16 protein-coding genes and 1 riboswitch are annotated in these 19,461 nt (G+C 72.7%); of the genes, 8 read left to right on the top strand and 8 right to left on the bottom strand.

Going from position 1 to position 19,461, the window contains the following annotated elements; translation table 11 throughout:
* Positions 1–201 precede the first annotated feature (201 nt).
* Positions 202–329: riboswitch (SAM riboswitch) on the top strand.
* A gap of 17 nt (positions 330–346) precedes the next feature.
* From thrC to groL, 4 genes are all read left to right on the top strand, one after another.
* Positions 347–1,648 carry a threonine synthase gene (gene thrC / locus IH48_RS0102125; protein ID WP_030898275.1) on the top strand — a complete coding sequence of 434 codons (1,302 nt, stop codon included), beginning with the start codon at positions 347–349 and terminating at the stop codon, positions 1,646–1,648.
* A gap of 75 nt (positions 1,649–1,723) precedes the next feature.
* Complete coding sequence (locus IH48_RS0102120; protein ID WP_030898273.1) at positions 1,724–2,002, top strand: ubiquitin-like small modifier protein 1; 279 nt, start codon at positions 1,724–1,726, stop codon at positions 2,000–2,002.
* Between the two features lie 394 nt (positions 2,003–2,396).
* Positions 2,397–2,600, top strand: coding sequence for a cold-shock protein (locus tag IH48_RS0102115; protein WP_005315736.1), 204 nt, complete (start codon positions 2,397–2,399; stop codon positions 2,598–2,600).
* A 421-nt stretch (positions 2,601–3,021) separates the two neighbouring features.
* Positions 3,022–4,647 carry a chaperonin GroEL gene (gene groL, locus IH48_RS0102110; RefSeq protein ID WP_030898271.1) on the top strand — a complete coding sequence of 542 codons (1,626 nt, stop codon included), beginning with the start codon at positions 3,022–3,024 and terminating at the stop codon, positions 4,645–4,647.
* Positions 4,648–4,776: 129 nt separating this feature from the next.
* On the opposite strand, the gene IH48_RS0102105 is transcribed toward groL, so the two are convergent.
* From IH48_RS0102105 to IH48_RS0102095, 3 genes are all read right to left on the bottom strand, one after another.
* Positions 4,777–6,321, bottom strand: a complete 1,545-nt coding sequence (locus IH48_RS0102105) for a PTS transporter subunit EIIC (RefSeq protein WP_030898270.1) — start codon at positions 6,319–6,321, stop codon at positions 4,777–4,779.
* A 67-nt stretch (positions 6,322–6,388) separates the two neighbouring features.
* Positions 6,389–7,366 (bottom strand): N-acetylmuramic acid 6-phosphate etherase, encoded by a 978-nt coding sequence (gene murQ / locus IH48_RS0102100; protein WP_037840781.1) that lies wholly within the window; start codon positions 7,364–7,366, stop codon positions 6,389–6,391.
* A 186-nt stretch (positions 7,367–7,552) separates the two neighbouring features.
* Positions 7,553–8,470 carry a MurR/RpiR family transcriptional regulator gene (locus tag IH48_RS0102095; protein WP_030898266.1) on the bottom strand — a complete coding sequence of 306 codons (918 nt, stop codon included), beginning with the start codon at positions 8,468–8,470 and terminating at the stop codon, positions 7,553–7,555.
* 99 nt (positions 8,471–8,569) lie between these two features.
* Between IH48_RS0102095 and IH48_RS0102090 the strand changes: the two genes are divergently transcribed.
* Both IH48_RS0102090 and IH48_RS0102085 read left to right on the top strand, forming a co-directional pair.
* Positions 8,570–8,935 (top strand): hypothetical protein, encoded by a 366-nt coding sequence (locus IH48_RS0102090; RefSeq protein ID WP_030898265.1) that lies wholly within the window; start codon positions 8,570–8,572, stop codon positions 8,933–8,935.
* Positions 8,932–9,201, top strand: a complete 270-nt coding sequence (locus IH48_RS0102085) for a DUF4031 domain-containing protein (RefSeq protein ID WP_030898263.1) — start codon at positions 8,932–8,934, stop codon at positions 9,199–9,201. The genes IH48_RS0102090 and IH48_RS0102085 overlap by 4 nt, the downstream gene beginning before the upstream one ends.
* Positions 9,202–9,229: 28 nt before the next feature.
* On the opposite strand, the gene IH48_RS0102080 is transcribed toward IH48_RS0102085, so the two are convergent.
* The 3 genes from IH48_RS0102080 to IH48_RS0102070 all read right to left on the bottom strand — a co-directional run bounded on the left by IH48_RS0102080 (position 9,230) and on the right by IH48_RS0102070 (position 13,684).
* Positions 9,230–10,483: a Cmx/CmrA family chloramphenicol efflux MFS transporter gene (locus IH48_RS0102080; RefSeq protein WP_078849399.1), complete on the bottom strand. Its 1,254-nt coding sequence runs from the start codon at positions 10,481–10,483 to the stop codon at positions 9,230–9,232.
* Positions 10,484–10,585: 102 nt separating this feature from the next.
* Positions 10,586–11,290, bottom strand: a complete 705-nt coding sequence (locus tag IH48_RS0102075) for a hypothetical protein (protein ID WP_234434091.1) — start codon at positions 11,288–11,290, stop codon at positions 10,586–10,588.
* A 102-nt stretch (positions 11,291–11,392) separates the two neighbouring features.
* Positions 11,393–13,684 (bottom strand): heavy metal translocating P-type ATPase, encoded by a 2,292-nt coding sequence (locus tag IH48_RS0102070; RefSeq protein ID WP_030898256.1) that lies wholly within the window; start codon positions 13,682–13,684, stop codon positions 11,393–11,395.
* Positions 13,685–13,875: 191 nt separating this feature from the next.
* On the opposite strand from IH48_RS0102070, the gene IH48_RS0102065 reads away from it, so the two are divergent.
* Entirely contained in the window at positions 13,876–14,580 is a 705-nt protein-coding gene (locus tag IH48_RS0102065) for a copper homeostasis protein CutC (protein WP_030898253.1), read from the top strand.
* Between the two features lie 575 nt (positions 14,581–15,155).
* On the opposite strand, the gene IH48_RS0102060 is transcribed toward IH48_RS0102065, so the two are convergent.
* The gene (locus tag IH48_RS0102060; protein WP_051838975.1) at positions 15,156–17,255 is read right to left on the bottom strand and encodes a HelD family protein; all 2,100 of its coding nucleotides are present in this window, start codon (positions 17,253–17,255) and stop codon (positions 15,156–15,158) included.
* A gap of 270 nt (positions 17,256–17,525) precedes the next feature.
* On the bottom strand, positions 17,526–18,242 hold the full coding sequence (locus IH48_RS0102055; protein WP_030898248.1) for an SDR family NAD(P)-dependent oxidoreductase: 717 nt from the start codon (positions 18,240–18,242) through the stop codon (positions 17,526–17,528).
* A gap of 127 nt (positions 18,243–18,369) precedes the next feature.
* Between IH48_RS0102055 and IH48_RS0102050 the strand changes: the two genes are divergently transcribed.
* Positions 18,370–19,416: an Lrp/AsnC family transcriptional regulator gene (locus IH48_RS0102050; RefSeq protein WP_030898245.1), complete on the top strand. Its 1,047-nt coding sequence runs from the start codon at positions 18,370–18,372 to the stop codon at positions 19,414–19,416.
* Positions 19,417–19,461: the final 45 nt, after the last annotated feature.

The following is a 19,461-nucleotide window of genomic DNA, read 5'->3' as shown; positions in this document are numbered from 1 at the left end:
GCCTGGTCAGCAGGGTCTTGACGGCTTCCGGCGCGGTCGGTTCGCCCGTGCGCGGCCACCACGTGATCCATCTCGCGTGCCGGACGGCAACTTCCGCTGTCCGGCCATTCGGCTACAGTCTTGGACAACGCGAAAGGTGCCCGCACGCCGGGTGGCCCGCCGCGGGACAAACGCGCCGGAGACTGGTTCCGGTCGCCATAGCGCTCATCCAGAGGGGCAGAGGGAACGGCCCGTTGAAGCCCCGGCAACCCTCCCGCCGACCGCGAGGTCACGGTGGGGAAGGTGCCAATTCCGTCTTGCGGCGAGACGCGTCGCAAGGAAGATGAGGAGAAAGGGCCTCGCCTCCATGGCTGTGCAGACCGTCCAGAACACCAGTGACGCCGACGACAGCACCGGCACCGTCGACCTCGGACCCGCCGCCGCGCTCTCGTGCCGCGAATGCGGCGAGCGCTTCCCCCTCGGACCGATCTTCGCCTGCGAGAGCTGTTTCGGCCCCCTCGAAGTCGCGTACGACCTGCCGTCCGACGGCCCCGAGGCGCTGAAGGAGCGGATCGCGCAGGGCCCGAACAACATCTGGCGATACGCGCCGCTGCTGCCGGTGCCCGCCGACGTCGCGGCGCACCCGAACATCAACCCCGGCTTCACCAAGCTCGTCAAGGCCGACAACCTCGCCCGCGAGCTCGGCATCACCGGGGAACTGCACGTCAAGGACGACTCCGGCAACCCGACGCACTCGTTCAAGGACCGCGTCGTCGCGATCGCCGTCGAGGCCGCGCGCGCCTTCGGGTTCACCACGCTCTCCTGCTCGTCCACGGGCAACCTCGCGGGCGCCGTCGGCGCGGCTGCGGCCAGGGCCGGCTTCCGCTCCTGCGTGTTCATCCCGCACGACCTGGAGCAGGGCAAGGTCGTGATGGCCGCCGTGTACGGCGGTGAACTCGTGGGTATCGAGGGCAACTACGACGACGTGAACCGCTTCTGCTCCGAGCTCATCGGCGACCCGCTGGGCGAGGGCTGGGGGTTCGTGAACGTCAACCTCAGGCCGTACTACGGCGAGGGCTCCAAGACGCTCGCTTACGAGATCTGCGAGCAGCTCGGCTGGCGCCTGCCCGACCAGATCGTCATCCCGATCGCGTCGGGCTCGCAGCTCACCAAGATCGACAAGGGGCTGCGCGAGCTGATCAGGCTCGGGCTCGTCGAGGACAAGCCGTACAAGATCTTCGGCGCCCAGGCCGAGGGCTGCTCGCCGGTCTCCACCGCCTTCAAGGCCGGACACGACGTGGTGCGCCCGCAGAAGCCGGACACCATCGCCAAGTCCCTGGCGATCGGCAACCCGGCCGACGGCCCGTACGTGCTCGACATCGCCCGGCGCACCGGCGGCGCGGTGGAGGACGTCAACGACGAGCAGGTCGTCGACGCGATCAAGCTGCTCGCCCGCACCGAGGGCATCTTCGCGGAGACCGCGGGCGGCGTGACGGTCGGCGTGACGAAGAAGCTGATCGAGGCGGGCCTCATCGACCCGTCGCTCACGACCGTCGTGCTGAACACCGGCGACGGCCTCAAGACGCTGGACGCTGTCGCGCCGACCACGGGCCCGACGGCCACGATCCGGCCCAGCCTCGACGCCTTCCGCGAGGCGGGGCTGGCCTAGTCCCTGGCCGCCGGCGCGCGCCCACCGGCCCCGCACACCCGAGCTTCGAGACACCCGAAAGGCAGGCACCCGCCCATGAGCGTCAACGTCCGCATCCCCACCATCCTCCGCACCTACACGGGCGGTAAGGCCGAGGTCGCCGCCGACGGCACCACCCTGTCCGACGTCATCGCGTCCCTGGAGAAGAACCACCCGGGCATCGCCGGACGCGTCCTGGACGACCAGGGCAAGCTCCGACGGTTCGTCAACGTGTACGTCAACGACGACGACGTCCGCTTCGAGCAGGGCCTTCAGACCGCCACGCCGGACGGTGCGGGCGTGTCGATCATCCCCGCGGTCGCCGGCGGCTGCTGAACCACGTCGAGTGCGCCGGGCGCCCCCTCCGCCGTCGCGGAGGGGGCGTCTTCATGTTGTTGAGCGCGGTACGATTCAACCGAGCACGCGACCGCCCATCCGCGACGCGCAGGCGACATGCGGGGCCATACCGAACGCGCACGGGAAACGCGCACGAGAACACGACAACATCGGGTCAAAATTTTGGTGCCGATCGTGCAATAAGTGCACTTTGTGCGGCCCGACTTGCCCGGGAACGCGAACGTACATCCGGTTCGCGTCTTCAGCCATGCCCAGAATTCTCGTCCGATTGACCTGTTGCAGAGGGCAGTTGGGCAGATACATTCAGCCGCGGTCGACGCGTTCCGGCGCGAAGTGCGGTCCCGAGCAGGGGCCTGTAATAGGGGAGTTAGGCATGGCTCAGGGCACCGTCAAGTGGTTCAACGCGGAGAAGGGCTACGGCTTCATCGCGGTCGACGGTGGTGCGGATGTTTTCGTCCACTACAGCGCGATCCAGATGGACGGCTACCGCACCCTTGAAGAAGGTCAGCGAGTGGAGTTCGAGATCTCGCAGGGCCAGAAGGGTCCGCAGGCGGACATGGTCAAGCTCGCCGTCTGATTCCGGCGCGATCGGCCAGACGCAGTCGTAAACAGGAGGCCTGTACCCGCCACAGCGGGAACAGGCCTCCTGCGCGCGTGCGACGGCTCTTCGAGCCGCTTGCCCCCACCCGTCGCCCGACCGCCCGCCCGTCGCCCGACCGCCGCCCCTATACGTCTTCGAGCCGCTTGCGCCCGCCCGTCGCCCGACCGCCCGCCCGTCGCCCGACCGCCACCCCTATACGTCTTCGAGCCGCTTGCACTCGGGGGGGTCGAGTGCTAATCATTGGCGTTAGCACTCTACGAGTGAGAGTGACAACTTGGACCGGGTCGGTGAGGCCCGTCGCGTGACCCCGGAAGGAACGGGCGAGCGCACTGGCCGTCCGTCGCGGGCACGGGCGCGGTCCGGAGCAATCCACCCCAGTCCGGGAGGACCACTTCACATGGCCAAGATCATCGCGTTCGACGAGGAGGCACGGCGCGGTCTCGAGCGCGGGATGAACCAGCTCGCCGACGCCGTCAAGGTCACCCTTGGCCCCAAGGGGCGCAACGTCGTCCTCGAGAAGAAGTGGGGCGCCCCCACGATCACCAACGATGGTGTCTCCATCGCCAAGGAGATCGAGCTCGAGGACCCGTACGAGAAGATCGGCGCCGAGCTGGTCAAGGAAGTCGCCAAGAAGACGGACGACGTCGCCGGTGACGGTACGACCACGGCGACCGTGCTCGCCCAGGCGCTCGTCCGCGAGGGCCTGCGCAACGTGGCGGCAGGCGCCAACCCGATGGCCCTGAAGCGCGGCATCGAGAAGGCCGTCGAGGCCGTCTCCGGCGCGCTGCTTGAGCAGGCCAAGGACGTGGAGACGAAGGAGCAGATCGCCTCCACCGCCTCCATCTCCGCCGCCGACACCCAGATCGGCGAGCTGATCGCCGAGGCCATGGACAAGGTCGGCAAGGAAGGCGTCATCACCGTCGAGGAGTCGCAGACCTTCGGGCTCGAGCTCGAGCTCACCGAGGGCATGCGCTTCGACAAGGGCTACATCTCGGCGTACTTCGCCACCGACATGGAGCGTATGGAGTCGTCCCTGGACGACCCGTACATCCTGATCGTCAACTCCAAGGTCGGCAACGTGAAGGACCTCCTTCCGCTGCTGGAGAAGGTCATGCAGTCCGGCAAGGCGCTGCTGATCATCGCCGAGGATGTCGAGGGCGAGGCCCTGTCGACGCTGGTCGTCAACAAGATCCGCGGCACCTTCAAGTCCGTCGCCGTCAAGGCCCCGGGCTTCGGCGACCGCCGCAAGGCCATGCTCGGCGACATCGCCATCCTCACGGGCGGCACGGTCATCTCCGAGGAGGTCGGCCTCAAGCTGGAGAACGCGGGCCTCGACCTGCTCGGCCGCGCCCGCAAGGTCGTCATCACCAAGGACGAGACCACGATCGTGGACGGCGCCGGTGAGAGCGACCAGGTCCAGGGTCGCGTGAACCAGATCCGTGCCGAGATCGAGAACAGCGACTCGGACTACGACCGCGAGAAGCTCCAGGAGCGCCTGGCGAAGCTGGCCGGCGGCGTGGCCGTCATCAAGGCCGGTGCTGCCACCGAGGTCGAGCTCAAGGAGCGCAAGCACCGCATCGAGGACGCGGTGCGCAACGCGAAGGCCGCCGTCGAGGAGGGCATCGTCGCCGGTGGTGGCGTCGCCCTGCTGCAGGCGTCCTCCGTCTTCGAGAAGCTGGAGCTCAACGGTGACGAGGCGACGGGCGCTCAGGCCGTCAAGCTCGCGCTGGAGGCCCCGCTGAAGCAGATCGCCGTCAACGGCGGTCTCGAGGGCGGCGTCGTCGTCGAGAAGGTGCGCAACCTCTCCGTCGGTCACGGCCTGAACGCCGCCACCGGCGAGTACGTCGACATGATTGCCGAGGGCATCCTCGACCCGGCCAAGGTGACGCGCTCCGCGCTGCAGAACGCGGCGTCCATCGCGGCGCTGTTCCTCACCACCGAGGCCGTCATCGCCGACAAGCCCGAGAAGGCCGCCCCCGCGGGCGCGCCGGGCGGCATGCCGGGCGGTGACATGGACTTCTGATCCTCTTTCCGAGGTTCGGAATCCCGCACGGATCCGAGGGCGGCACCCCTACTCCCAGGGGGTGCCGCCCTCGGCCCGTTGTACGGGCGGACGGGCGCGGCGGCCGCACCCCCGACAGGTCGCGCGCCGTCATGCTGTTGCGTTCGCTGCGGCGACGGGCTGTGCGGCGGGGCTCGTGCCCGTGTCCGCCGGCGCGTCCTCCGCGTCCGTGTTGAGCTCATCCAGCATCGTCCGCGTGAAGCCGAACCAGTACGTGGCGACGAAGCCGGACAGATACCCGACGACGAGCCCGGCCGCGTACACGGCGACCATCGTGCCCATGCCCCTGTTGCCCTGCAGCAGCGGGAACAGCGCCCAGCCCGATGGCCCGATGGCCGTGGAACCGACCGCGTCGCCCAGCTGGTTGAACAGGCCGACGAAGCCGCCGCCGAACGCGCCGCCCACGCAGGCCGTGATGAACGGGCGGCCGAGCGGCAGCGACACGCCGTAGATGAGCGGCTCCCCGACGCCCAGGAACCCGGCCGGCAGTGCCGACCTGATGGTCCTGCGGACGGAGCCGTTGCGCGGCAGCCTGACGTACACGGCCATGGCCGCGCCGACCTGGCCCGCGCCGGCCATCGCGAGGATCGGCAGGAGGACGGTGTACCCCTGCTGCTGGATCAGCGTGGTGTGGATGGGGATCAGCGCCTGGTGCAGCCCCAGCATCACCAGGGGCAGGAACAGGCCGCCGAGTACGAACCCGGCCGCCGCGCCCCCGTTGGACAGCAGCCAGTTCGCGAAGCCGCCGATGGCGGTGGCGACCTCGCCCGCCACGAACATCAGCCCGAAGAGGGTGACAAGACCGGACACCAGCACGGTCACCGTCGGCGTGACCAGCACGTCCAGCGCCTCGGGCACCCACCTGCGGCACGACTTCTCGACGAACACCGCGAGCAGCGCCGCGCCGAGCGCCCCCAGCACACCGCCCTGCCCGGCCGCCAGCTTCTGGCCGAACACGTCGATCGAGGTGACCCCGGGGAAGACGGTGATGGCCGCGACGGCGCCGCCGAGCACGGGCGTGCCGCCGAACTCCTTGGCCGTGTTGTAGCCCACGAAGACCGCGATCAGCGACATGAACCCGGACGAGATCGCGGTGAGTGCGGGGACGATCGACGGCAGCCAGTGCAGGTTGGTCAGCAAACCGTTCAGGCCCGCGATGATGCCGCAGCCGATCAGCGCGGGGATCAGCGGCACGAAGATGTTCGCGACGCGCCTGAGGAACAGCTTGAACGGGGTCGCGTTCCTCGCCTTCCTGGCCGCGCGCATCTCGGCGCCCTGCGCGGCCAGCTGCTCCGCGGTACGCGCACCGCCCGCACCGCCCGGGGCGGTCGCCACGGGCTCCGACGCCGGGATCTGTGCCGCGGCCGAACCCCCGGCCCCCTCGTCCACGAGCGACTCGAACATCGGGGTGACCCGCGCGACCGTGCCGGGGCCGAGCACGATCTGGTACGTGTCGTCCTCGACGACGCCGAGCACCGCGGGCAGCGCCTTGAGCGCCTCGTCCTGGACGAGCGACCTGTCCCTGAGGCCGAGTCGCAGCCGGGTCATGCAGTGGGTGACGGACGCGACGTTCGCCGCGCCGCCGACCAGTGGAAGGATCGCCTCCGCCGTCGCTCGGTTCTTGTCAGTCGCCATGGTGCTCGGTGCCTTGCTGTGCGAAGTGGTACGGGCGTGGGGGGTACGGAACGTGGGCGCGTGCGTGTCAGCGCGGGGCGGGCCCGGTGGGCCGGGCCGCCGTCGGCGCGGACGCCTCGAGCGCGGCGCGCAGGTGGCCACGCGCCCGGGCGAGGAGCGAGGCGGCCGTCGGGCCGTCGACGCCGCCCAGGATGACGAGGATGGCGTTCTTCACCTCGCCGTCGGTGGCGGCGAGCGCGGCCTCGATCTCGTCGTCGGACGCGCCGGTGGCCAGCGAGACGATGCGGCGCGAGCGGGCGCGCAGCTTCTCGTTGGAGGCGCGTACGTCGACCATGAGGTTCCCGTAGGTCTTGCCGAGCCGGATCATCGTGATCGTCGAGACCATGTTGAGGACCAGCTTCTGCGCCGTGCCCGCCTTGAGCCGGGTGGAGCCGGTGATCAGCTCAGGGCCCACGACGACCTCGATGCCGTGTTCGGCCGCCGCCGCGAGCGCGCTGTCCGCGTTGCACGAGAGACCGACCGTCAGGGCGCCGAGCGCACGCGCGTGCTCCACCGCGCCGATGGCGTACGGCGTCCTGCCCGACGCGGAGACGCCGACCACCGCGTCGTCGGGGCCGAGTGCCAGGGCGTCGAGGTCGGCGGCGGCCAGCTCCTTGGAGTCCTCCGCGCCCTCCACCGACGTCACCATGGCGCCGGGCCCGCCGGCGATCAGGCCCACCACCTCGCCCGGGTCGGTGTTGAACGTCGGCGGGCACTCGCTCGCGTCCAGCACGCCGAGGCGCCCGGCGGTGCCCGCGCCCGCGTAGACCAGCCGGCCGCCGCGCGCGGCGCGCTCGGCGATCGCGTCGATGGCCGCGGAGATCTCGGGCAGCTGCCGCGCGACGGCGGCGGGGACCGTGTCGTCCTCGCCGTTCATCAGGCGGGCGATCTCGGCCGTGGGCAGCCGGTCGATCTCGGCGAGATCGGTGCGGAACGCCTCGGTGGTCAGGGTCTCCAGCTGGGCGCGGAGGTCCCCGTAGGGCGCGGGTGCGGGCGTGGAGGTCATGTCTGGTGCGGCTCTTTCTGGATGCGCGGAGAAAGCGTCGGGGTGTGGGGGCGGAGCACACGGGGTGCTGACGGGTACGGCGGTGCTGACGGGTACGGCGGGCCGAGGCGGGGCACGTGTGGCGGCCGTGCTCCGCCGGCCGGGCGCCCGCGGGTTGCGCGGGGCCGCGGTGGCTGTGCGCGGACCTCAGCGGGGGGTGCGGGGGCTGTGCCGGTGGGCCAGCGCCTCGTACGAAGCGGACAGGGCGGGCGCCGCCGTCTCGTACGTGCGCTGGGCGACGCCTATGAAGACGCAGTCCACCACGAGGAGCTGGCTCGTGCGACTGGACATGGCAGCCGGACGCAGCTCGCTCTCCCGGGCGGTGGACGTCGTGAGCACGTGGTCGGCGTACTGCGTCACCGCGCTGTCGGGCCTGCCGGTGATCGCGACCGTTGTTGCCCCGTGGTCGAAGGCGGCGCGCAGCGGTTCTATGACGTCGCCCGTGGAGCCCGAGTGGGTGATCGCTATCGCCAGGTCCCCCGAGCGGAGCTGGACCGCGTTGGTCACCGCCAGGTGCGGGTCGGCGTGCGCGTACGCGATCAGGCCGATGCGCTGCAGCTTCTGGGCGAGGTCCATGCCGACGAGCGAGGAGGCGCCGGCGCCGTAGATGTCGATCCTGCGGGCGCTCACGGCGGCGGAGACCACGGCCCCGAGCTGTGTGGTGTCGAGGGAGGCGGCCGTGTCGGCGAGGGTCTGCTGCTCGTCGTAGGCCAGCTTGGTGACGACGTCGGCGATCGAGTCGTCGACGGCTATGTCGGCGGTGACCGCGGGGGATCGGCCGGACTGCTGCTGGGCGGCGAGCCCGGCGAGCGCGAGGCGCAGATCGCGGTATCCGGGGTATCCGAGTAGGCGCGACGTGCGCACGACGGTGGCCTCACTGGTGCCCGTGAGCTCGGCGAGACCCGTGACCGTCAGCGCGGCGCAGCCCGCCGGGTCGCCGGCGACGGCCTCGGCGACCAGCTGCATGGAGCGCGTCATCGAGGGCCCGAGCGTGCGCACCTTGGCGGCGAGGGCCGCGGGCGCCGGCGGACGAGCGCTGAAAATTTCCTTCAGGTCATTGGCCACACTTGAAAGGTATTTTCAGGTCGAGCGGCCCGTCAACCCCTGGCCCGCCGCAATCCCTCTCATGTGTGGTGGGCTCCGCCACGGGGCCACAATGGCGGGATGAACGAGGTGAACCCGTTGGAGCAGGCGCTGCACGCGGCCCGCGCGCTGGTCATGGCCGACCTGGCCGCCGGCGGCGTCGCGGGCGCCGAGACCGTCTCGCTCGTCGAGGAGTCCGTCGCGCACCGCAGGTGGTGGGTCGAGCAGTGGCCCGACGGGGCGCCGTTCGTGGCGGGCCTCGTAGCCCAGGACGTGCAGGACGCCCTGCTCGAACGGTACGGGCGCTGGCCCCTGTGCCCCGTGTGCGCGGCGGACGATCCCCACGCGCTCGACGTCGAGCCGGAGCTCGGCCCCGACCCGCACTGGGTGTGCGGCAGGGCGGGCACCGTCATAGCCCCGGTCGGCGCGCTGGGCGTGCGCCCGTGACCGTCTACATCGACCCGCCGATCTGGCCGGGGCACGGCCGGATGTGGTCCCACCTGGTCAGCGACGCCTCGTTCGGCGAGCTGCACGCGTTCGCCGCCGGTCTTGGCTGCCCGCCGAGGGCCTTCGAGCGCGACCACTACGACCTCCCCTCGCACCGCTACGACGACGCAGTGCGGGCCGGGGCCGTCGAGATCGGCTCGAAGGAACTCGTCCGCAGGATCACCGAGGCGGGCCTGCGACGTCCCAAGGGGCGCCCCACGGCTTGACGGCCCGTCCGGTCGATCACCACCCGGTCTACCGGGCCTCGCGGCCCGCGGCCTGCGTCGCGGCGCGCTGTCCGGACTTGCGCGAGGCGAGCGGCGAGGCCGCCACGACCCTGCCGGCCCGGCGTCCGCCGCGTGGCGTGCGCGTCCACGGGCGCATCGCCACCACGCACAGCACGACGGCGGCCAGCGCCATCGCCGCACCCGCCCAGGCCGTGGCGGCGAAGCCGAACCCGGCGTCGATGACACGGCCGCCGAGCCAGGGGCCCGCCGTGTTGCCCGCGTTGAACGACGCCGTCGCGGTGGCACCCGCCAGGGTCGGCGCCGCCGACGCGACGTCGAACATGCGGGCGTTGAGCGCCGGCGCCGTGAAGAAGGCCGAGAAGCCGATCAGGAACGTCAGCACGATCGCCGCCACCGCGTGGGAGGCGGTCAGCGCGAGCGCCGCGAGCAGCACCGTCGAGGCGATGACGCCGCTCAACTGCACGCCGAACAGGTGCGCGTCCGCGTACCTGCCGCCGACGGTCGTCCCCACGAGCGCGCCGAGGCCGAACAGCGCGAGCACGGTCGGCACCCAGCCGGAGGACAGCCCGGAGACGTCCGTGAGCAGCGGCGCCATGTAGGAGAACGCGCAGAACACGGCGCCTCCGGCGAGCGCTGTGATCATGACGGCGAGCCAGACGCGGCCCTCACGGTAGACGGCAAGCTCACGCCGCAGCTCCGGCTTGCGCTCGGGCCGCGGGATGCGGGGGATCAGCGTGACCACCCCGGCGAGCGCGATCGCGGAGGCCGCCCCCACCGCCCAGAACGCGGCGCGCCAGCCGAAGTTCTCGCCGAGGAAGGCGCCCGCCGGCACGCCGAGGACGTTGGCGATGGACAGGCCGCCGATCATGACGGCCATCGCCCTGGCCCGCGCGTTCAGCGGGACCATCGCGACCGCGACGCCGGCGCCGACGGCCCAGAAACCCGCGCAGGCGAAGGCGCTGACGACCCGTGAGGCGAACAGGAGCGCGTAGGAGGGGGCCAGCGCACCGGCGACCTGGCCGAGGCCGAACACCGAGATCAGGACGACGAGAGTGGTGCGGCGCGGCAGCCGCTGGGTGGCGACGGCGAGCAGCGGTGCGCCGATGACCATGCCGATCGCGAAGGCCGATATCAGCAGTCCCGCGGTGGGTATGGAGACGTCCATGTCGCGGGCGATGGGCGGCAGCAGGCCGGACAGCATGAATTCGCTCGTTCCGAGAGCGAAGACGGACAGTCCCAGGATGTAGACGGCGAGCGGCATGCGGGCACGTCGACCCGTTGTCTCAGGCATGACACGGTCAACGGCTCCGGGCATTCCCCGCATTCCCGCATTCCCGCATTCCCGCGGGCGTGCGGGGTGTGCTCAGCCCGCCGCCAGCAGGCGCAGCTCGGCGGCGATGTTGTGGCGGGCCTGCTCCTCCCACTCCCGCAGGCCGTACGGGGTGCGGAACAGGCTCGGCAGGGCGAGGAGCTGTTCGAGCACCTCGCCGCGGCCCGTGCGGAACAGGTCGTCGGGCACGAAGCCGTACTCGGCGCGGACGTCCGCGGCGTATGCGGCGTACGTCGCGGGCGGCGCGGCGAGGATCGCCAGGTCCGCGTCGCACAGCACGGCGCCGTTCGCGTCCCCCGGCTGCGCCGCGTGGTCCGCGGTGAGGCGCACGAGGCGCGCCACCTCGGCCGCCGCGTCGGCAGCCACGCCCGCCTCGGGCAGGGCGCGTTCGGCGAGCCGGGCGGAGCGCTCCTCGTTCTCGCTGCGGTCCGGCCGGTAGACGGCGTCGTGGAACCAGGCGGCGAGGCGTACGAGACCGGGGTCGTGCGCGTGGCCCTCCAGCGTGTCGACGTGGTCGAGCACGGCCGCGAGGTGACGGGTCGTGTGGTAGTGCCGCTGCGGCTGCGACCAGCGTGCCAGCAGGTCGTCCGCGTACGGGTAGGGGTCGGTGCCCGCCCCGCTCAGCGGCCGCAGCGCGGCGGCGAAGCGCTCCCGCAGTTCCGGGTCGGGGGCCGGCGCGTCGGCGGCGCGGTGGCCGGTCCAGGGGCCGGTGCGCCGGCCGGTGTGGTGCTCGGGCATAGGTACGACAATACGTCCGAGGTTGTGGATAACTCCCGACGTGGCCGGGGCCGGGACGCCTACGGTTTTCCGCATGACGAACCGGACCCGGCCGACCTGGCCTCAGAGGCTCTTGAACCCGCGCAGGCGCAGGGAGTTGCCCACCACGAAGACCGAGGAGAACGCCATGGCCGCGCCCGCGATCATCGGGTTGAGCAGCCCGGCTGCCGCGAGCGGCAGCGCGGCGACGTTGTACCCGAAGGCCCATACGAGGTTGCCGCGGATCGTGCCGAGTGTGCGGCGCGCCAGCCGGATCGCGTCGGCCGCGGTCCGCAGGTCCCCGCGCACGAGGGTCAGGTCCCCGGCCTCGATCGCGGCGTCGGTGCCCGTGCCCATCGCGAGACCGAGATCCGCCTGCGCCAGCGCGGCGGCGTCGTTGACGCCGTCGCCGACCATCGCGACGGACCGCCCCTCGCTCTGGAGCCGCTTGACGACGCCGAGCTTGTCCTCCGGCAGTACTTCCGCGATCACCTCGGACACGCCGATCTCGCCGGCCACGCTGTTCGCGACGGCCTTGTTGTCGCCGGTGAGCAGGACGGGCCGCAGGCCGAGGTCGCGCAGCCGGCGCACGGCCTCGGCGCTCGTGTCCTTGATCGCGTCGGCGACGCCGAGCACGGCACGCGCCTCGCCGTCCCAGGCGACGGCCACGGTCGTACGGCCCGCGGCCTCCGCTTCGAGACGTGCGCGCTCCAGGTCCTTCGGCAGGTGGATCTCCCACTGGGCGAGGAGCTTGGGCCGGCCGGCGAGCACGGCGTGCCCCTCGACGACGCCCTGCACGCCGAGGCCCGGCACGGCGGCGAAGTCCTCGGGCGAGGGCAGCGTGCCCGCGCGGCGCGCGGCCCCTTCCGCCACTGCCCGGGCCACGGGGTGCTCGGAGGCGTGCTCGACCGCCCCCGCGAGACGCAGGACGTCGTTCTCGTCGACGCCCGGCGCCACGTGCACGTCCTGCAGTTCCATCCGGCCCGTGGTGACGGTGCCGGTCTTGTCGAGCACGATCGTGTCCACGCGCCGGGTCGTCTCCAGCACCTCGGGGCCCTTGATGAGGATGCCGAGCTGGGCGCCCCGGCCCGTGCCGACGAGCAGGGCCGTCGGGGTGGCGAGCCCGAGCGCGCAGGGGCAGGCGATGATCAGGACGGCCACGGCCGCGGTGAAGGCCGCGGTCAGACCGCCGCCGAAGGCGAGCCATCCGCCGAGCGTGGCGAGCGCGAGCGCGATGACGACCGGCACGAAGACGGCGGAGATGCGGTCGGCCAGACGCTGCGCCGCGGCCTTGCCGTTCTGCGCCTCCTCGACCATGCGCGCCATCCGGGCGAGCTGGGTGTCCGAGCCGATACGCGTGGCCTCGACGACGAGCCTGCCGCCCGCGTTGAGTGTCGCGCCGGTGACGGTGTCGCCCACGGCGACCTCGACGGGCGCGGACTCGCCGGTGAGCATCGAGGCGTCCACGGCGGAGGCGCCCTCGACGACGGTGCCGTCGGTGGCGATCTTCTCGCCGGGGCGGACGACGAACCGGTCGCCGACGCCGAGCTGCGCGGTGGGCACGGTCACCTCGCGGCCGTCGCGCAGGAGCGTGACCTCCTTGGCGCCCAGTTCGAGCAGGGTGCGCAGGGCAGCGCCCGCGGTGCGCTTGGAACGGGCCTCGAAGTAGCGGCCCGCCAGGATGAACGCGGTGACGCCGGCCGCGGCTTCGAGGTAGATGTTCCCCGCGCCGTCGGAGCGGGTGACCGTCAGCGTGAAGGTGTCGTGCATGCCGGGCATCCCGGCGGTGCCGAAGAACAGCGCCCACAGCGACCACAGGAAGGCGGCGAGCGTACCGACGGAGACCAGCGTGTCCATCGTGGCGGCGCCGTGCCGCAGATTCGTCCAGGCGGCGCGGTGGAAGGGGTGGCCTGCGTACAGGACTACGGGCGCGGCGAGCGTCAGGGACAGCCACTGCCAGTTGTCGAACTGGAGCGGGGGGATCATCGCCAGGGCGATCACGGGGACCGCGAGCACGACCGCGGTCGTCAGCCGCTGCCGCAGCGTCCGCTGCTCGGCGTCCTCGGCGGGGGGCGCGCCTCTTTGGCCGGCGTCGCCACCGCTGCCGGCGGCCGCCGGGGCGGGAGGCTCCTCGGCCGTGTAGCCCGTCGCCTCCACGGTGGCGATCAGGTCGCCGACGGAGAGCTCGCCGGCGTAGCTGACCTTCGCCTTCTCGGTGGCGTAGTTGACCGTCGCCTCGACGCCCTCCATGCGGTTGAGCTTCTTCTCGATGCGTGCGGCGCAGGAGGCGCAGGTCATACCGCCGATGGCGAGCTCGACCTCGGCCGGGGCGAGGCCGGGTCCGCCATCGGATCCCGTTGTCCTGGTGGGGCTCATGAGGCGCTCCTCGACATCGACTACAGGTCCGATCCTACCCCCTGGGGGTATGAATGACTCTCCTCGGTATACCTCTAGGGGGTATGAAAAGCAAGGGTGGTGGAGCGCCAGGTCGGGGTAGTGGTGCGAGTGGGAGGGCCGGATCGTAAAGTGGGGGCGACTTTGGACTAGACCTCTTGAACGGATGGCTCATGAGCAAGCGCCCACTTCTGGAGGTGATCGCCCTCGACGGCGACGACGCGGTCGCCGCCCGCACGGGCGGGGCCGACCGGCTGGAGATCGTCTCGGACATGGCGGCGGACGGCCTGAGCCCGTCGCGCGAGACCTTCTGCCGGATCCGCGACGCCGTGGACATCCCCCTGCGCGTGATGCTGCGGCTCACGGACGGCTTCGCGGCGGGCACGCCCAGGGACGTGGACCGGCTGGTCGAGGTCGCCACCGGGTTGCGGGCCGAAGGCGCGCGGGAGTTCGTCCTCGGGTTCCTCGACACGCGCGGCCGCGCCGACCTGGTGACGGTCGAGCGGCTCGTCGCCGTGCTGGACGGCTGCCACTGGACGTTCCACCGCGCCATCGACCGCGCCGCCGACCGGGACGCGCTGCGACGGCAGCTCGCGGACATGCCGGGTCTTGACGGATTCCTCACCGCGGGTTCGCCGAAGGGCGTCGACGACGGCATGCCGACACTTCTCGCCGAGGCCGCGGCCTCCACCGTGGACGAGCCGGGGTACGAGGCGCGGATGATGGTGGGCGGCGGCCTGCGCCTCGACCACCTGCCCGTGCTGCGGGCGGCGGGCGTCGGCGCGTTCCACATCGGCGGGGCCGCCCGTCCCGACGGCTGGCAGGCCCCCGTCTCCCCGCAGGCGGTCGCCGCTTGGCGCGAGGCGCTGGACGCGTAGTCGCGTGGCGCTTGCGTGCTCGCGCGCCGGGGACGCCCGCAGTGGCCGGTGGCCCCATGCGCCACGCGCGGCGTAGCCGTCGGCGCCGGCCGCGTCGCACGGTGGTGGCCGCCCGGTGTCCCGCTCCGGCACCGGCCGGTGCCGGGCCTCCGCGCCGGCTGCCCGGCGCGTCGGTGGCCTGTCTCGCGGTCTCAGGGGTCCGCGCGCGGCGTACGAGGCACCCCGACGCCCGCCAGATCCCCCGGGCGGACGCAACCGCGGTACCTGCCCGCCGCCGCGTGGCGTGGCGGGCGTCCTTGCGGCCGGGCGCGTGGGGCACGCCCCCGGCCGGCTGCCCGGCGCGTCGGTGGCCTGTCTCGTGGTCTCAGGGGTCCGCGCGCGGCGTACGAGGCACCCCGACGCCCGCCGGATCCTTCGGGCGGCCGCAACCGCGGTACCTGCCCGCCGCCGGCGCGGCGTGGCGGGCTTCCTTGCGGCCGGGCGTGTGGGTCGCGCCCCGGGCCCGGGTGTGCCCGGCGCGCGGGTGACCTGTCTCGCGGTGCCAGGGCCCGCGCGGCGGACGGCAGCCTGGACGGTCAGTGGGCCAGCGCGGCGGGCAGCGGGGCCGCGTGCAGGACCGTCAGGCCGGAGACCGCCCTGGTGAGCGCCACGTACAGGCGGCGCAGGCCGGTGCGTTCGTCCGGCTCGCCCGCGACCACGGCGGACGGCTCGTCCAGGACCACGTAGTCGTACTCAAGGCCCTTCGCCAGCGATGCGGGCACCAGCGTCAGGCGCGACTCGGCCGTCGTCTCCTCGCCGGGAGACAGGCACGGCATCCCCGCCGCCTCCAGCGCCGCCGCGAGCCGGGGGACGCGCGCGTCCGCCGCGATCAGGCCGATGGAGCCCTCGTGCCCCAGCGACTTGCGGCAGGCGTCGAGCACCGCCGCGTCCAGCGACGTGTCCCCCTCCACCCGCCTGACCGACAGCGACCCCGGCGACTCGCGGACCGAGCGCACCTGCGCGAGCCCCGGCGAGATCGACGGCAGCAGCCGCGACGCGTACGCGATCACCTCGCGCGGCACGCGGAACCCCGCCGTCAACTCCTCCACCAGCGCGTCCGCCTTGCCCAGGTGGCGCAGCGCCTCAGGCCAGCTCGCCGTGGCCCACGGGGTGGTGCCCTGCGCCAGGTCGCCGAGTACCGTCGCCGACCCCGTCGAGCAGCGCCTGCCCACCGCCCGGTACTGCATCGGCGACAGGTCCTGCGCCTCGTCGAGTACGACGTGCCCGAGCGAGTGGGTCCGCGACACGAGGTCACTCGCCTCGTCGATCAGCACGGCGTCCGCCGCCGACCACTTCACCGACCGCACGGAGCGCGCCGGCTTCTCCCACAGGATCGTCCGCTGCTCCTCGGGCGCCAGCAGCCCCTCCGCGTGCTCGGCGAGGAACTCCGCGTCCGACAGCAGCCGCAGTACCAGCTTCGCCGGGTCCACGACCGGCCAGACCGCCTTGACCACGGCCTTCACGGCGGCGTTGCGCGCCACCGAGTCCTGGACGCGGTCGTCGGGCGCCTCGCCCGCCCGCTCCATGCGGACGAGCACCGCGTGCGCGATCCGCTGCGGCAGCGCGTCGCGCGCCGCACCGTAGCGGATGTCACGGTCGAGGAGCTCGCGCACGATCTCCTCCAGCTCGTACGCCGGGACGCGCCACCGGCGCGACCCGCGCACCACCATCAGCGGCTCCACCGGCGGCGTCACGTGCGAACGGACCGCGCGCCGCAGCACCTCGGCCATCCGCGCGTCACCCTTGACGATCGCCGTGGGCGCCGCGTCCGTGCCGCGCACCACCACCGCGTCCGACGTGACCAGCGCGTCGACCGTCGACTGCTTGACCTCCAGCTCGCCGAGCGCCGGCAGCACCTGCTCGATGTAGTGCAGGAACGACGCGTTGGGCCCGACGACGAGCGTTCCCGTGCGGGCGAGCCGCTCGCGGTGCGCGTACAGCAGGTACGCCACGCGGTGCAGGCCGACCGCGGTCTTCCCGGTGCCGGGGCCGCCCTGCACGCACACCGTCCCGCCGAGCCCCGAGCGCACGATCTCGTCCTGCTCCGGCTGGATCGTCGCGACGATGTCGCGCATCGGGCCGACGCGCGGCCGCTCGATCTCCGCCTGGAGGAGCGCGCTCGTGTGCTCGTCCTCCGCGGGGTCGGACAGGTGCTCGTCCTCGTACGCCGTGAGGTCGCCGCCCGTGTAGCCGAAGCGCCGCCGAAGGCCCACGTCCAGCGGGTTCTTCTTGGACGCCTGGTAGAAGGGCTGCGAGACGGGCGCACGCCAGTCGATCACCATCGGGTCGCCCTGCGCGTCGTGCACGTGGCGCCGCCCGATGTAGAAGGACTCGCCCGCCCCGCCCTCGGCCTCCTCCGCGCCGACCGCGCGCAGGTAGTCGAGGCGGCCGAAGAACAGCGGCGTGTGCGCGAGGTCGGCCAGCGACTTCACGCGCTCCCTGATCTGCGCGTCGAGGACGGCGGCGTTCACCCAGTTGGCGGTGACGTCGCGGATGTCGAGCGACTCCGCCTCCTCCCGCATGGCGCGCAGCGCGGCACGCGACGCCGCGAGGTGGGCGCGCTCGCGCCCCAGGGGATCGGGCGGTGCGGCGTCCGGCGCGGGCACGGTGTCGGGTTCAGGGGCGTGCGAGGGCACGGCGGGCCTCCGGTGGCGGGTGCGCGGCAACAGCGGGTGGACGTGCGCACGCCGACGGGCCGCGCACCGCCCGGCGAGGGGCGGTACGCGGTCTCCGAGCGGTGCGGATCACGTCATGGCGGCCGTCCGGTTTCCGTCCGGACGGCGGCGCTCCACGAGGGAGGCGGGCAAGAGCCGAGATTCTAGCGACCGCGGCGACGCCGGGCGAACCATTTTTTCGGAGGTGACCCGCCCGCAGGCCCACCGGGCCCCACCGAGGCCCACCGGGGCTCACCAGGGGACGGTGTCGCCCGAGCGGTCCAGGTACGCGAGGCCGGGCGTGCCCATGCGCGACAGCAGGACGTCCACCAGCAGCGGGGTGCTCTCCTCGACGGTGTAGGGCGCGTCGGGACCGCCCAGGTCGGTGCGGATCCAGCCCGGCGCCAGCAGGACGAGCGCCCGCCGCGTCCCGGCCTGCCGGGCCGCGAAGCCGCGCATGAACATGTTCAGCGCCGCCTTGCTTCCCCGGTAGACCTCGCGGCCCCCGGCCGTGTTGTTCGTGATGCTGCCCTGCCCCGACGACAGCACCGCGATGAGGCCCGTGGGGGACACGAGGTCCTTGAGCGCCTCGATGGCGCGCATCGGGCCGAGCGCGTTGGTGGTCATCACCTCGACGAAGTCCTCGGTGGAGATCGCGCCGACCGGTGTCGTCTGGTTGTTCGTGGTGCCCGCGGCGACGAGGAGCAGATCGATCCCTCGGCCCGCGAGACGCTCGCGCAGGGGCGGCAGGTGCTCAGGCTCGTTGACGTCGAGCCGCTCGACGCCGACACGGCCGCCGGCCCGGTCCGCGAGGTCGTGCAGGGGAGTCCTCGCGGTGGTGTCGCGGACCGTGCCGACGACGTCCCACCCCCGGTCGAGAAGCTCGGCCGCCATCGCGTGGCCGAGGCCGCGCGAGGCCCCGACGACGAGGGCGGTCGGCGTGCGCCGGTCTTCTGCAGTCGATGACATCGGGCGCCATCTCCGTTCTTCCGCGTGATGCGCACGGGGCGCATGGCGTCGTGGTGTGCACCGCCGAGTCTGTGCGCCGGGCCGCCGCCTCGGCGAGCCGCACGGCTCGAAACGTAGAATTCCGCCCATGGTGGTTCCCCAGATGCCTGAATCCATCACCCTGCACCCCGATGACGTGCGCATCATTCGTGCGCTGCAGATCGCTCCCCGGGGCTCCTTCGCCTCCGTCGCGGCCGCGCTCGGCCTCGCCGAGTCCACCGTCAACCGCCGCTACCGGCGGCTGCGCGCCGACGGCGTCATCCGCGTCGCAGGACTGGTCAATCCCGGGGCGCTGGGGCAGAGCAGGTGGCTGGTGCGCATCCGCTGCCGCCCCGGCAGCGTCGCCGCGATCGCCGATGCGCTCGCCCGGCGCGAGGACGTCAACTGGGTGACCCTGACCGCCGCGGGCAGCGAGGTGACCTGCGCGACCCAGTCACGCACCCGCGAACAGCGCGAGAACCTCCTCGGCAGGCGCCTCCCGCGCACCGCGGCCGTCCTCGACGTCAACGCCTACGCCATGCTCCGGCAGTTCATGGGCGGCCGCGGGCACTACTGGGCCGCGCTGCGCGGCGCGCTGTCGCCCGAGGAGGAGGCCGCGCTGGGCAGCGAAGGGCCGCCCTTCACCGAGTCCCCGGTCGTCGACCGCGACCCCGTGCGCCTCACCGCCGAGGACGAGCTGATCCTCGGCGCTCTCTCCGGGGACGGCCGCGCCGGGCTCGCCGCGCTCGCGGCGGCGGCCGACTCCACCCCGGGCCGGGTCTCGCGCCGCCTGAACGCCCTGCTCGCGCGCCGCGCCGTCCACATCGACGTCGAGATCGCCGCGGCCGCCCTCGGCTACCACGCACGCGCCAACCTGTGGCTGCGCGTGCACCCGTCGGCGGTGAAGGACGTCGGACGCGCGCTCGCCCTCCAGCCCGAGATCGCGTTCGCCGCGGCCGTCTCGGGGCCCTGCAACATCCACGCCGTCGCGCACTGCCGCGACCTGGACGAGCTGTTCGAGTTCACCTCCGACCGCATCGGGTCCCTGCCGGGTCTGCAGACCATGGAGGTCTCACCCGTGCTGCAGCACGTCAAGCAGGCCGGTACGTTGCTGTCGGGCGACCGCCTCGTGGAGCCGCCCCGCGCCCGGGCGTGACGTCCCTCTCACGGGGGATGACGAGGCGGCCCCGCATGCGCCCCG

This window comes from Streptomyces sp. NRRL F-5126, assembly GCF_000721265.1.
Taxonomy (GTDB): domain Bacteria; phylum Actinomycetota; class Actinomycetes; order Streptomycetales; family Streptomycetaceae; genus Streptomyces.
The sequence above is the reverse complement of the archived record's forward strand: the minus strand, read 5'-3'. Positions and strand labels throughout refer to the sequence as shown.

Coding starts and splice junctions, on each gene's coding strand:
- thrC (WP_030898275.1), top strand. CDS start 347: ATGGCTGTGCAGACCGTCCAGAACACCAGTGACGCCGACGACAGCACC.
- IH48_RS0102120 (WP_030898273.1), top strand. CDS start 1,724: ATGAGCGTCAACGTCCGCATCCCCACCATCCTCCGCACCTACACGGGC.
- IH48_RS0102115 (WP_005315736.1), top strand. CDS start 2,397: ATGGCTCAGGGCACCGTCAAGTGGTTCAACGCGGAGAAGGGCTACGGC.
- groL (WP_030898271.1), top strand. CDS start 3,022: ATGGCCAAGATCATCGCGTTCGACGAGGAGGCACGGCGCGGTCTCGAG.
- IH48_RS0102105 (WP_030898270.1), bottom strand. CDS start 6,321: ATGGCGACTGACAAGAACCGAGCGACGGCGGAGGCGATCCTTCCACTG.
- murQ (WP_037840781.1), bottom strand. CDS start 7,366: ATGACCTCCACGCCCGCACCCGCGCCCTACGGGGACCTCCGCGCCCAG.
- IH48_RS0102090 (WP_030898265.1), top strand. CDS start 8,570: ATGAACGAGGTGAACCCGTTGGAGCAGGCGCTGCACGCGGCCCGCGCG.
- IH48_RS0102080 (WP_078849399.1), bottom strand. CDS start 10,483: ATGCCGCTCGCCGTCTACATCCTGGGACTGTCCGTCTTCGCTCTCGGA.
- IH48_RS0102075 (WP_234434091.1), bottom strand. CDS start 11,290: ATGCCCGAGCACCACACCGGCCGGCGCACCGGCCCCTGGACCGGCCAC.
- IH48_RS0102070 (WP_030898256.1), bottom strand. CDS start 13,684: ATGAGCCCCACCAGGACAACGGGATCCGATGGCGGACCCGGCCTCGCC.
- IH48_RS0102065 (WP_030898253.1), top strand. CDS start 13,876: ATGAGCAAGCGCCCACTTCTGGAGGTGATCGCCCTCGACGGCGACGAC.
- IH48_RS0102055 (WP_030898248.1), bottom strand. CDS start 18,242: ATGTCATCGACTGCAGAAGACCGGCGCACGCCGACCGCCCTCGTCGTC.
- IH48_RS0102050 (WP_030898245.1), top strand. CDS start 18,370: ATGGTGGTTCCCCAGATGCCTGAATCCATCACCCTGCACCCCGATGAC.